Below are 13,196 nucleotides of genomic sequence, written 5' to 3' on the forward strand. Positions count from 1 at the left end.
TGCGTGTTATACCAATGCTTTACCTGAACGAACAAAACCAGGTTTTACTACTTCTACTGGCATCTCACGATTACGCATTAATACAATTGCGCTATCTTTTATACCTGCGGGAACTCTTGCTAATGCAATACTAAAGCCTAATGTAGGCGAAAAAGTACCACTTGTAATAATACCTTCTCTTAATTCACCTAAATCATCAGTAAAGTGTACGGCAGTACCTGCACGCAACACACCTTTCTCTCGCATTACAAGACCCACAAGTTTATCTGTGCCTGTTGCGCGTAATTTTTCTAATGCTTCTCGACCAATAAATTGACGATCTTCCGGTGCCCATGCAATCGTCCATCCCATATTCGCTTCAAGTGGATTAATAGTTTCATCCATCTCTTGGCTATAGAGGTTCATTCCGGCTTCTAAACGTAATGTGTCTCTCGCACCTAATCCTGCAGGTTTAACACCCACAGCTAATAATTTTTTCCAAAAATCGACTGCTTGCTCTTTTGGCATTGCGATTTCATAGCCTGCTTCACCGGTATAGCCTGTTGTTGCAACAAACAGGTCTCCAAGCTCTACACCATAGAAAGGCTTCATTGCAGACACAACTTGGCGTTGCGCTTCAGTTAATAAGCTTTGTACTTTCTCTTGTGCATGAGGACCTTGAACAGCGATTAATGCCAAATCATCACGAACAGTGATATCCACAACATAATCTGAAGCATGTTGTTCAATCCATGCCAGATCTTTTTCACGGGTCGCGGAGTTCACAACGAGACGATAGAAAGAGTCATCAAAGTAATAGACGATAAGATCATCAATTACACCACCTGATGCATTTAGCATACCAGTATAAAGCGCCTTACCTTTTTCGGTGAGTTTAGCGATATCATTCGCTAATAAATAACGTAGAAAATCTTTAACTTGCGAGCCATGTAAGTCAACAATGGTCATATGAGAAACATCGAACATACCTGCATCACGACGTACAATATGATGTTCATCTATTTGGGAGCCATAGTGCAAAGGCATCATCCAACCATGAAAATCGACCATACGAGCACCGCAGGCTACATGCTCATCATACAACGGAGTCTGTTTTGCCATTCTTCCCTCTTTCTACTTTTACTTTAGATTATTCAGAGAACGCATTTGTTAAATATAAAATTAAACTTGATTTGAAATCATAGTGTTAATCTTAAGCTTAAGTTTATTTTTAAACATAGATTTAACAAATACGAGCAATTAACGTACAACGCAAACGATACCATCCCCTTGAACTTAGCATTGTGAGAAAAAATAAACCATAAGTTAAAATAGGGTATAGTGTCTCTTAATCATAATGTAGACATATGGGTATGCAGAACTAATGATTGCAATTATGCGTATCAGCGCTCATTTTTAGCGAGGAATTACTAAAAAAAAGGAATTAGTGCAAAGAATAGACTGAAAAAATAGATTTTTTTAGTTCTATTTCTTCAGTCAGATATAAATAAAAGTAATGTGAAATAAGCGAGGAATTAGATTTTTTCAACTGAAGTGAAATTTTTATCACTTAACCATTCAGGTAAATCAGAAAGCCCCATTGCTTGCTCAAGTAACTTAGGTTTTACCCCCGGTAAACTATCTGCTAACGAAAGGCCGATATCCCGAACCAGTTTTTTAACTGGGTTGTTGCCAGCAAAAAGTTCACGGAATCCTTGCATACTTGCCAGCATTACGGCTGCTGCATGTTTGCGACGACGCTCGAATCGTCTCAAATAGAGATATTCACCAAAATCTTTACCTTCTGCTTTTAAGCGACGGATCTCACCAATTAACTCTGCAACATCCATAAAGCCGAGGTTAACGCCTTGTCCAGCTAAAGGATGGATTGTATGTGCTGCATCACCTAATAGTGCTAAACGAGGAGCGGCAAATTGGCGAGCATAACGGCCTGTTAATGGTATGGTCATGCGATCACTCATCAATTCACATTGACCTAAACGCATATCAAAGGTCACGCCTAATGTACGCTCAAATAAGGTTTTTTCTGCATTTTTATAACGTTCAGCAAGGTTACTTGGCAAAGACCAAACAATAGAACAAGTATGAGGATCAGAAAGAGGTAGAAATGCCAAAATACCTTCACCATGAAATACTTGACGCGCAACATTATCATGAGGCTGTTCAGTACGAATAGTAGCAACTAAGGCATGATGTTCATAATCCCAAAAAGTCAGTGGAATATCTGCGTGTTTACGTAACCATGAATTAGCGCCATCAGCTCCGACAACTAATCTTGCCGTCAACATCTCACCATCATTCAGGGTTATAAATGCATCATTCTCCCCCCACACTACACGCTCAATCTGCGTTGATGAATAGAAAGTAATATCACTGTGGCTTTCGCATTTTTGCCAAAGCACTTCACGAATAAGGTTATTTTCAATAATAGAGCCTAAGTGGCTGAACCCTTCTTTTTGTGCTGAAAACTCAATACGACCAAAACTATCTTGATCCCAAACGTCCATACCTTGATAAGGCGCGGTTCGTAATGCCTGTAAGTTTTCCCAGACACCTAATTTTTTCAGCAACATTTCACTGGCTGTATTAATAGCAGATACCCGTAATGAAAAATCATCCTGTGGGTGAAAAAGCTTCGTTACTGGGTGATTTTCTATTATCGCTATACGTAATCCACACCCGTGTAATCCGCTGGCTAATGCAAGCCCAACCATTCCACCACCAGCAATAACAACATCAAATGATTTCATAATAAAAGTATCCTAAAAAGCGATTATTTTAGAGCGCGCTATTCTTTCTGTTTGTCTAGTCTGTCCAGCCTAATGTTTGATGCGCCAATTTATCTCTCATCATCGGAAGCAATTCCATCGTCATTAACCCTAAATTGCGAGAAACAATCAGTGGCACACAACGATTTGCAAACACTTTCACCAACCCATCAGTAATAGAGATTGTTTTTTCTCTATCTTGCTGGCGCAATTGTTGATATTGAGAGAGCACTCGATAACTGCCAATATCGGTATTGGCATTAATCGCTTGAGTGATCGTATTAGTGAGCGCCATAACATCACGTAAACCGAGGTTAAAACCTTGTCCTGCAATAGGATGAAGTGTTTGCGAGGCATTTCCAACTAACGCTAAACGATGTCCAATAATTTGATTGGCTTTTTGTAGTGCTAAAGGGTAACAATTTCGCTTACCAATATGCTCTATCTTTCCTAAACGCCAGCCAAAATCACGCTGTAAATGTGCGATAGTTGTTTCATCATCCCACTGTGAAACTTCATCTAGTTTTTCAATAGGATGACACCACACTAATGAGCTACGCCCTTCACTCATCGGTAACATGGCTAATGGACCAAATTCTGTAAAGCGCTCAAAAGCTTTACCTTGAGGATCGATTTGCGTTTTAACATTAGCGATCACAGCCACTTGGTTATAAGGCTCTCGTTGCCATTGAATATTGCACTGGTGACCGATAGGTGAATTCGTACCATCAGCAGCAATCAGTAAGTTACCCGATAATTGCGTACCATCATCAAGTGTTACCTCAACAGAATCGATATTACGCTGAACTTGTTCAACTTTAGCAGGGCAATGAAGCGTGATATTAGATTGTTTTTTCAACTTGGCAAAAAGCTGGCGTCCAGCATCATGCAATTCAATAACATAACCCAGTGCTGAGATATCATAGTCTTGTGCATGAATATTAACAAAACCACAATGCCCTCTATCAGAGACATGAACATGATTAATGGGAGTAACAAAAGGTTTTAATGTTGACCAAAGCCCGATTTGCTCTAACCGTCTCGCTGTTCCATGTGCTAATGCAATCGCTCTTGCATCAAATCCTGGATGTCCATTATCTGGCTCTCTTGCTTCAATTAGCGAAATTGAAATCTTACCTTTATTTAATGCAGAAAGTGCAAGTGCTAATGTCGCACCAGCCATCCCACCACCCACAATAATCACATTCATGCTGATTTTAGCCTTAAATTTTTCCAGCCATCAGAGCTTCAATTTCATCAGGATCTTTAACGACAGATGCCGTTAAATTCTCATTGCCTGTTTCCGTGATAACAATGTCATCCTCAATACGAATACCGATACCACGATACTCTTGTGGCACATCTGCATCTGGTGCAATGTAAAGTCCCGGTTCAATGGTCAGTACCATACCCGGTTCTAAAATACGGTCACGCTCAGTGCCATAATGTCCAACATCATGAACATCAAGACCTAACCAGTGGCTTAAGCTATGCATAAAGAAACGCTGATAGGCTTTTGTCTCAATAAGATGATCGATTTCACCGTGCATAATGCCCAGTTTAACCAGCCCTTCGACCATGATATACACGACATGCTCAGTGACTTCTTTGATACTTGTACCAGGTTTGTACAATTCCAAAGAAACATTGATGGATTTTAAGACGATGTCATAAATTTCGCGTTGTTGACGGCTAAATTTGCCATTAACAGGAAAAGTACGGGTGATATCGCCCGCATAACCTTCATATTCACAGCCTGCATCAATGAGAACTAAATCTCCATCGCGCATTTTAGTTTCATTTTCGGTGTAATGAAGAATACAACCATTTTCACCACTGCCGACAATACTGTTATAAGAAGGGAAACGCGCACCATGAGAAACAAACTCATGTTCGATCTCACCTTGAAGTTGATATTCGTACATACCCGGCTGACATTTTTGCATCGCACGCGTATGTGCCAATGCAGTAATTTTTCCGGCTTTACGCAGTAATTCAAGTTCAAAATCAGATTTAAACAGACGTTGTTCATGAACCATTGGACGCCAATCAATAATAGTTTGTGGCGCTTTTAAGTTACGGCGAGATCCTTTTCTTAAAGTTTCTAATGCACTAAAGACTATCTCATCAGCAAACGCATATTCACCTTGAGCATGATAAACAACATCTAACCCATTTAATAATTGGTAAAGTTGTTCACCCACATCTTCATAAGGTAGCGCCTTATCAACACCCAGCTTTTCAGGTGCAGCTTCTTGTCCAAGGCGACGACCAAACCAAATTTCAGCAGTTAAATCTCTAACGCGATTAAAAAGCACACTATGGTTATGTGTTTCATCACTTTTAATCAGCACAAGAATAGCTTCAGGCTCGCTGAAACCAGTTAGATAAAGGAAATCACTATGTTGGCGATAAGGATACTCACTATCGGCATTACGTTGCGCTGGTGGTGCGGCAAAAAAGATAGCTGCACTCGCAGGCTTCATTTGTGCTAATAATGCCTGACGACGGGATAAAAATTCTTGCTTATTCATACCCACTCCTGTCTTTCATTTATCTTTATGGTTATCTAATTAATGATGAAATTAATGTAATACACGTTGCTCATTTTGTTTGTCATTTCCTTTGTCTTTTGGTGCGACAAAAGTGATATAACAAAGTTGAACGGATACTTTTACATATTCACTGACTTCTTCAAGCGCATCTTCAAGTTCTTCTTGGTTTTCGTCTTCTTCGTAACCTAGCGCACCAATATTACGTAAATCAGTAATCACTTCGGTCAATTCTTTATGATCAGACAACTTAGGTTGAGCAACTCCCAGACCTAAAAGAAAATGATTAACCCAACCTGCAAGAGCATCGGCTCTTGGAAAAACAGATTCAGATTCGTCAGGTACTAACATCGAGAAATTGAACACACTGTCATCGAGTTGTTCTAAGGTGATGTGATAAAGCTCTTCAAGTGGCTCTGATAGCGTTTTAGGAAAAGCTAAGCCTTCATTGGTCAGATCGTGTAATAAGGTTTTCCAACTGCTATCACGCACTGCACCACAAATAAATCCCGTGATCAAACCATGCATTTCAGCCGCGGTTAAAGGTACTGTATGTTGCTGTAATAATGCATCAATAGTTTGATAATTCGGTAATGTGTTCTGTTTTGACATAAGAATAAACGTCGCATTTAGGGGAATAGTTCAAGATATGCTACCATCAATAGAAGTCGCTGTACCAGTTAAGCCATGTTAATCATTGGAATTTTTGCAGTAATAGCGTTTAATACAGCGTTATAACCGTATACACTACTAAACACGTAGCACAGATTTTATGTCAGGAAGGAATCATGTCCGCACAACCCGTTGATCTTCAAATTTTTGGGCGCTCATTACGTGTCAATTGCCCACCAGAACAAAGAGATGCTTTACTGGCTTCTGCTGCTGAACTGGAACAACGATTACAAGATCTCAAAGAACGCAGTGGTGTTTCCAATACAGAGCACTTAATTTTTATCGTGGCATTAAATATGAGTCATGAGTTGGCAGAAGAAAAGTTAAAAACCAGAGACTATGCCTACAACATGGAAGAGAAAATAAAAATGCTACAACAATCCATTGAACAAGCTTTACACGATCAAGGCAAGCACCATGATCGCACTTTTTCAACTGCGAAGTAGATTTGTTCAGAAAGCATGCGTACACCACGAAATTCACAGATAATAGGTTGCTTTCTACAATTAAAATAATACAATAGTTCATAGATAAGGTGCTTAGCGCACCCACCAAATTTCTCTGAGATGTTTGCCAGCGGGCCAGTCCCCTGAGCCGATATTCGAAACACATAGAACGTGGTGATCTGTTGCTTGTGAGCATACCCGATTCGTTCAGGCAGCCTAATGGTAGCAACACTATGTTCACCTTGGACCATGGGTTCAAGGGTTACAGCTTGCGGCGGCATCTTGGAGACCTCCTACTAAAGTTCTAAACACTAAGTATTTTATAACTACTTAATGTTTAGAACTTTTTTTATGCTTTCATTCTCATATCTTCAACTTCTTCGCTTTCTTACCTCTAAAGTGTGATAAATTGATTTAAATGATGGTTTCCACTTAATACCAACCGCTTATTGATGGATTGATGAATGACACACACTTCACTTTTTCAACAAAGAGATGAGATCCGCAAAGCTATTCGCCAAAAACGTCGTTTACTCACATTAGAAGAGCAACAACAAGCAGCTGATAAATTATGTGAACAAGTTCTTGCTCATCCTAAAGTCAAACAAGCACAAACTATTGCACTATTTCTTTCTTTTGACGGTGAAATTGATACATCATCTTTGATCTCCCAGCTATGGGCATTAAATAAACAAGTTTGTTTACCTGTATTACACCCATTTCATCGCCACCATCTTCTTTTCTTACGTTACACACCTTCTACAACGTTAGTAAAAAATCGTTTCAATATTTCTGAACCTCCTTTAAATGTGAACATGGTTATTCCCATATCTGATATTGATATTATTTTTACCCCCTTAGTGGCTTTTGATGCACAAGGCCAACGATTAGGTATGGGAGGCGGTTTTTACGATAGAACGTTAGAAAACTGGCAACAAAAATCATTTTACCCAATGGGTCTTGCTCATACTTGCCAACAAGTTGATTATCTCCCTACCGCTAATTGGGATGTTCCATTACCTGAAATTATTACTCCTGAAAAAAGGTGGCATTTTTAAACTATTCTATTTTTTATCATTAATAATTATCTGTGTTTTTTTATATTTTTTATAAAAAAAACATTCTTAAATACCTTTTACATTTCCCTACTCAAAAGGTATTTATCCTAATGAATGAAAAAGATATTCATTTAATTAAATGCATTAAAATTATTATCCTCCTAATTAAAAACAAAGAAATAAAAATAGAACACAATCACACAGTAAATTCATTAGAAAAAGAGCACAGTTTTAAATTAAAGAAAATAAAAGCACACACTTTATTAAATAAACAAATTAATCACAAATTAATTATTATAGATAATAATGACAACTTATTTATTTTACTAAAAAATAATAACAACAATATTCTTATTTACAACACTCAAAAAGATAAAACAGAAACTATCAGTAAAGATAATTCACTTAAAATAAAATCCGCCTATTATCTTGATTTTAAAGCAAATAATGAATTCAACATTACTTGGTTTCTCCCTGCATTTAAAAAATATAAAACTATTTTTTATAGTATCTTATTTTATTCATTAATTTTGCAATTATTACTATTGGCAACTCCTTTAGTTACACAGATTATTATGGATAAAGTCATTATTCATCACGCACAATTAACACTTGATGTATTAGTTGTTACTTTGGCTTTTATTGCTATTTATGAAGGGGTACTAAAAGGAATTAGAGAGTACATCTATCACCACACAGCAAATAAAATTGATATCACCTTAAGCTTAAAACTTACTGAACACTTATTTAAATTACCGATTAGTTATTTTAAATCACGGCAAACTGGTGCCATTGTCACTCGAGTAAAAGAATTAGACATTATTAGGGAATTTATTACTAATACGTTATTAATGTTAATTGTCGATTTTTCTTTTATCTTTATATTTATCTTTGCAATGGTAATGTTTTCGTTAAAGCTAACTTTGTTTTTCATTACCACGATCCCTTTTTATCTTATTTTAGCTAAATTTCTCGCACCTAAAATAGAGCTTGCTGTTCGACAGCTTTATCAAAAAGCGGCAATTAATACTGGATTTCTTACCGAAAGTTTAGGGGGGATTGAAACAATTAAAAGCCTTTCGCTTGAACCTCGATTTATACAACAGTGGTATACACAAATTCATCAGGTCACCTCAAAAAGTTTAGTACTTCAAAATATTGATAATTTCTCACGCTTTATTGTGTTATTTCTTAATAAAACAACAATAGCATTACTATTATGGCTAGGTGCCTATGAAGTCATTTCTCTCTCGATGACAATAGGTCAACTTGTTGCGTTTATGATGCTCCTTAGATTCTGTTTACAACCCTTTGCGACGGCAATCGATGTTTGGGGCAAATATATCAGAACAAAAACAGCTATCTATAACTTACAAGATATTCTTAATCTTCCTAAAGAACAGGATACTGCAACACGACAATCCAATATCAAAGGTGAAATTACCTTTAATAAAGTGAGTTTTTATTATCAAAGCAATACTCCTACTATTTTAAATAATATTTCATTACATATTAAAAAACATGAAGTTATTGGTATTGTTGGTACTTCAGGATCGGGTAAAAGCACCTTAGTGCGAATGATTTCAGGTCTTTATATTCCACAATCAGGCTGTATAAAAATTGACGGTATTCCACTTACACAATTTCATTTAACTAACCTACGTCAGCAAATCGGTTTTGTGTTACAAGAGAATTTTTTATTTCATTTAAGTGTATTTGATAATATTCGATTAACTCATCAACATGCTTCTTTAGAGGAAGTTATTCACGTTGCAAAAATGGTGGGTGCTCATGAGTTTATTTTAAAACTTCCTTTAGGATATGACACACTTATTACAGAAGGAGGAGCATCATTATCAGGAGGTCAACGCCAACGTATTGCAATTGCCAGAGCCTTATTACCCTCACCCAAAATCTTAATTTTCGATGAAGCCACCAGCGCTTTAGATGATAACTCCCAAGCCATAATTCAAAACAACCTCCCTCTTATTGCTAAAGGTAAAACCGTTATTATCATTGCTCATCGCCTTTCAACTATTCGAAATTGTTCTCGTATTATTGTGTTAAATAAAGGGAAAATTATTGAAGATGGAAACCATGAAGAATTAATTGCAAACAGTGGCTACTACAAAAAACTTTGGCAACTTCAACAAGGATGTTGAGAATGAAACTAAATATATCCTCTATTTTGCTCACTCTTTTTCAGCGTAAAAATAAAGCAAAAAATTACGATTTTTACCCTAACCACATTGCTCTTATCGAAAAGCCCATCACTCCTTATAGTCGTTATATTGCGATACTTATTTCATTAAATGTTATAGCCTTTCTTCTATGGGCTTATTTCGGTAAATTAAATATACAATCCCCTGCAACAGGTAAACTTATTGCTATTGGGCATTCTCAACTTGTTCAAATATCTGAACATAGCCGATTAGCAACACTTCATGTAAAGGAAGGACAAAAAGTTAATCAAGGCGATATATTACTAACACTTGATATATTAGGTATTGATGAAGAAATAATAGGAATAAAAAAGAAGATAGACAATATCTTACAGCTTAAAATACGCTATCAAGCATTAAGCCAAGATATATCTCCTCAAAATCTTTACCATTTTAATACGTTAGATAAAAAAGCAAAAAGAAATATTTTAACTAGCTATAAAAAAGAAAAGGAAGAATTTGATAGTAATATAAAAGTAGTCGAGACAGAGATTGAAGTAAATAATAAAAACCAATTGATGACTTACAATGATTTATTATCATTAAAAAAATTAAAAGAAAATATTGAACAACGATTCACATTAAAACAAACACTGTATATAAAAAATTTTATTAGTAAGATAGAGTATCTAGAAAATCAAAAAGAGTTGCTAGAAATAAACAGACTGATAAAAACGAAAGATTCAGAATATAATCTACTAAAAAGCCAAGAAGAACAGAAAAAGCAAAATCTAAATCAATTAGAGAAACAAAAACATCTAGAATGGTATGATAAATATAAGCAGTATGAAAGCGAATTGATCATTTACCATCAAAACCTTAACCATCTTCAAAAAAAACAGCAACTAAAAAAAGTACGTTCTCCAATAACAGGTACAGTTCAACAAATTTCAACACATACACTAGGCAGTGTATTACAACCATCACAAGGTATGATGGTCATAGTACCTGATAACCAAGATAACATTGCTGAAGTTAATTTGCTCAATAAAGATATTGGTTTTATTCATTTAGGGCAAAAAGCAATGATAAAAATAGATGCTTTTCCTTATACACTCTATGGCACCATGGAGGGCGAAATTATTAATATTGCTAAAGATGCGGTTCAGCACGACCAATTAGGCTCAATTTATCCAATAACTATTAAATTAAACAGACAAACAATTAAAAATAACCAAAGAGAATATCGTCTTATCCCTGGTATGTCTTTAACTGCCGAAATAATCACTGAACAACGTCGTGTCATTGATTATATTTTAAGTCCAATAGAAGCTTATCGTCATAATGCACTTACTGAAAAATAAGATACTTCATATTATGGAAAATATAACTAACATGGAAAAAAGCCAATATCACCACTCTATTATTGATGGATTACTTTATTTTTCTAAAAAAGGCAGAGGAAATATAAAAAAAGAACAGATCATTCATTTTCTTGGTTGTGATAATCACCTTAACAAATGGAATATTTTTGAAACCGCTCAATTATTAAATTTAAAATGTCAATTTGATGCCTTTGATTATGATAAAGAGAAAAAAAACATAATTAACACCCTTATTGAAATAGATAAGCATTGGTATATTTTAAAAGATATAAAAAAGGAAAAGCTTATTGTTTTAGAACCTAGAAATAATATTAAAATTGAGTTTATTATTGATAAAAAAAAGAAACTTAATACACTATTACTTATTACTAAAGAGCCCTCTCCATTATCAGCTAAATTTGATTTCCGCTGGTTTATTCCTTCCCTGTTAAGACAAAAAAATACATTACTTTTTATCTTTATTTTAGCTTGTTTCTGTCAACTGTTTGCGTTAGTCAGTCCTTTAATTTTCGAAATTATGATTGATAAAGTACTGACAGGAAGAAATTTATCTAACCTACACCTTTTTGGTTATTTATTGATACTGATTGCTGTCACAGAACCCCTCTATCTTTATTTGCGCGATAAGTTATACATTTTTATTTCTTGTCAGTTAGGCGCTGAATTTTCAGGAAAGGTATTCCAGCATCTTATCTGCTTACCTAGCCATTTTTTTAATCAACGCCAATCAGGGCAGATTATTACCCGTATTCAAGAGCTTTCACATATTCGGCAATTTATTACTAGCTCTGCTTTTATGCGAATACTAGATCTGTTTTTTATCATCGTATTTATCTCTGTCATGTTCACGTATTCGTCACTTTTAACCTGGATAACCCTAGGTGCATTAACACTCTACTTTCTACTTTGGCTTATTTGTGGCCCTTTTATTCGCTATTGGGTTGAGCAGGAATATCAGGCCAATGCGGATAATACCAGTCTACTAACAGAAGCAATAAACGGTATCGAAACCATAAAAATAACAGCAACAGAAAATAAATTTATAGAAAACTGGCAATACAAACTTACAGATCATATTAACAAACGCTTTTCTGGTGCTAAAAAAGCGTTATTTGCACAACAACTTATCTCTATCATTCATAAAATCGCGACGGCTATTATTTTATGGCAAGGTGTTAATTTAATTATCAATGCACAAATAAGTGTGGGTGAGCTTATTGCTTTTAATCTTTTTACTGCGCATATTACACAACCTATTTTACGCTTAGCCCAATGCTGGCAAGACTTTCAGCAAGCAACCATTTCTTTGCGTCGTGTTGGCGATATTTTGAATACTCCTATTGAATATCATCCTTATGGAACTGCGACCGTTCCTAAAATCACAGGAAGTATTGTTTTTTCAAATGTTTATTTCCGTTACGCTAATAACACACCAGATGTCATTGAAGCACTCTCTTTATCTATTCCTGCCGGTAAATTTATCGGTATTACGGGGCGTTCTGGTTCAGGAAAGAGCACTCTTACACGTTTGCTCCAACGTCTTTATACGCCTCAACAAGGGCAAATTTATATTGATGGAATGGATCTCGCTATCGCCGATCCACTCTCTTTACGCCAAAGTATTAGCCTTGTTTTACAAGAGAGTTTTTTATTTAGTGGCTCAATCCTTGAAAATATTCGTTTATCAAAACCCAACGCGAGTGAAAGAGAGATAATAGAAGCTTCCCTACTTGCAGGGGCTTTAGATTTTATTGAGCAACTTCCTTTAGGTTTTAACACTCAAGTTGGAGAAAGAGGTCGAAATTTATCAGGAGGACAACGTCAACGTATTGCGCTTGCTAGAGCTTTATTAACTGATCCGCGTATTCTTATTTTAGATGAAGCAACATCAGCATTAGATTACAAATCAGAAGCACAAATTTTAGCGAATTTGCCTCAGATTTGTAAAAACAGAACCGTCATTAGTATTGCACATCGTCTAAATACATTAGTGCATTCAGATTATATCTATGTAATAGATAAAGGTAGGGTATTAGAAGAAGGAACACATGCTTATTTAATAGAAAATCGAGCACTCTATTACCAATTATGGAAGCAACAAATTCAATAATTAAAAATTGATAAATACAAAAAAGGCTCGATATTTCGAGCCT

10 protein-coding genes and 1 other RNA gene are annotated in these 13,196 nt (G+C 35.8%); 6 read left to right on the forward strand and 5 right to left on the reverse strand.

Annotated features, from left to right (window positions below; genetic code table 11):
- Positions 1-6: 6 nt before the first annotated feature.
- The 5 genes from gcvT to NBG71_RS08870 all read right to left on the reverse strand — a co-directional run bounded on the left by gcvT (position 7) and on the right by NBG71_RS08870 (position 5,932).
- The gene (gcvT, locus tag NBG71_RS08850; protein WP_075670858.1) at positions 7-1,101 is read right to left on the reverse strand and encodes a glycine cleavage system aminomethyltransferase GcvT; all 1,095 of its coding nucleotides are present in this window, start codon (positions 1,099-1,101) and stop codon (positions 7-9) included.
- A 413-nt stretch (positions 1,102-1,514) separates the two neighbouring features.
- Positions 1,515-2,750 (reverse strand): FAD-dependent 2-octaprenylphenol hydroxylase, encoded by a 1,236-nt coding sequence (gene ubiI / locus NBG71_RS08855; protein WP_156733803.1) that lies wholly within the window; start codon positions 2,748-2,750, stop codon positions 1,515-1,517.
- Between the two features lie 55 nt (positions 2,751-2,805).
- On the reverse strand, positions 2,806-3,978 hold the full coding sequence (gene ubiH, locus NBG71_RS08860; protein WP_075670854.1) for a 2-octaprenyl-6-methoxyphenyl hydroxylase: 1,173 nt from the start codon (positions 3,976-3,978) through the stop codon (positions 2,806-2,808).
- Positions 3,979-3,991: 13 nt separating this feature from the next.
- A complete protein-coding gene (gene pepP, locus NBG71_RS08865; protein ID WP_075670852.1) occupies positions 3,992-5,302 on the reverse strand; it encodes a Xaa-Pro aminopeptidase in 1,311 nt (436 codons plus the stop codon).
- 51 nt (positions 5,303-5,353) lie between these two features.
- Entirely contained in the window at positions 5,354-5,932 is a 579-nt protein-coding gene (locus tag NBG71_RS08870; RefSeq protein WP_075670850.1) for a YecA/YgfB family protein, read from the reverse strand.
- Positions 5,933-6,108: 176 nt separating this feature from the next.
- Here NBG71_RS08870 and zapA point away from each other — a divergent pair, with 176 nt between their 5' ends.
- From zapA to NBG71_RS08900, 6 genes are all read left to right on the forward strand, one after another.
- Entirely contained in the window at positions 6,109-6,438 is a 330-nt protein-coding gene (gene zapA / locus NBG71_RS08875; RefSeq protein WP_023581530.1) for a cell division protein ZapA, read from the forward strand.
- A gap of 109 nt (positions 6,439-6,547) precedes the next feature.
- Positions 6,548-6,731: non-coding RNA, 6S RNA (ssrS, locus tag NBG71_RS08880), on the forward strand.
- 171 nt (positions 6,732-6,902) lie between these two features.
- Positions 6,903-7,496 (forward strand): 5-formyltetrahydrofolate cyclo-ligase, encoded by a 594-nt coding sequence (locus NBG71_RS08885; protein ID WP_075670848.1) that lies wholly within the window; start codon positions 6,903-6,905, stop codon positions 7,494-7,496.
- 110 nt (positions 7,497-7,606) lie between these two features.
- On the forward strand, positions 7,607-9,658 hold the full coding sequence (locus tag NBG71_RS08890) for a peptidase domain-containing ABC transporter (protein ID WP_250916781.1): 2,052 nt from the start codon (positions 7,607-7,609) through the stop codon (positions 9,656-9,658).
- Between the two features lie 2 nt (positions 9,659-9,660).
- Positions 9,661-11,022, forward strand: a complete 1,362-nt coding sequence (locus tag NBG71_RS08895) for an HlyD family type I secretion periplasmic adaptor subunit (RefSeq protein ID WP_109419749.1) — start codon at positions 9,661-9,663, stop codon at positions 11,020-11,022.
- Between the two features lie 13 nt (positions 11,023-11,035).
- Positions 11,036-13,153, forward strand: coding sequence for a type I secretion system permease/ATPase (locus NBG71_RS08900; RefSeq protein WP_231039599.1), 2,118 nt, complete (start codon positions 11,036-11,038; stop codon positions 13,151-13,153).
- Positions 13,154-13,196: the final 43 nt, after the last annotated feature.

This window comes from Proteus sp. FZP2095, from assembly GCF_023701425.1.
GTDB classification, from domain to species: domain Bacteria; phylum Pseudomonadota; class Gammaproteobacteria; order Enterobacterales; family Enterobacteriaceae; genus Proteus; species Proteus cibarius.

Excerpts from the sequence above, each read along its gene's own strand:
- NBG71_RS08885 (WP_075670848.1), top strand. The coding sequence starts at position 6,903 with ATGACACACACTTCACTTTTTCAACAAAGAGATGAGATCCGCAAAGCT.
- ubiH (WP_075670854.1), bottom strand. The coding sequence starts at position 3,978 with ATGAATGTGATTATTGTGGGTGGTGGGATGGCTGGTGCGACATTAGCA.
- NBG71_RS08895 (WP_109419749.1), top strand. The coding sequence starts at position 9,661 with ATGAAACTAAATATATCCTCTATTTTGCTCACTCTTTTTCAGCGTAAA.
- pepP (WP_075670852.1), bottom strand. The coding sequence starts at position 5,302 with ATGAATAAGCAAGAATTTTTATCCCGTCGTCAGGCATTATTAGCACAA.
- gcvT (WP_075670858.1), bottom strand. The coding sequence starts at position 1,101 with ATGGCAAAACAGACTCCGTTGTATGATGAGCATGTAGCCTGCGGTGCT.
- NBG71_RS08890 (WP_250916781.1), top strand. The coding sequence starts at position 7,607 with ATGAATGAAAAAGATATTCATTTAATTAAATGCATTAAAATTATTATC.
- NBG71_RS08900 (WP_231039599.1), top strand. The coding sequence starts at position 11,036 with ATGGAAAATATAACTAACATGGAAAAAAGCCAATATCACCACTCTATT.
- zapA (WP_023581530.1), top strand. The coding sequence starts at position 6,109 with ATGTCCGCACAACCCGTTGATCTTCAAATTTTTGGGCGCTCATTACGT.
- ubiI (WP_156733803.1), bottom strand. The coding sequence starts at position 2,750 with ATGAAATCATTTGATGTTGTTATTGCTGGTGGTGGAATGGTTGGGCTT.
- NBG71_RS08870 (WP_075670850.1), bottom strand. The coding sequence starts at position 5,932 with ATGTCAAAACAGAACACATTACCGAATTATCAAACTATTGATGCATTA.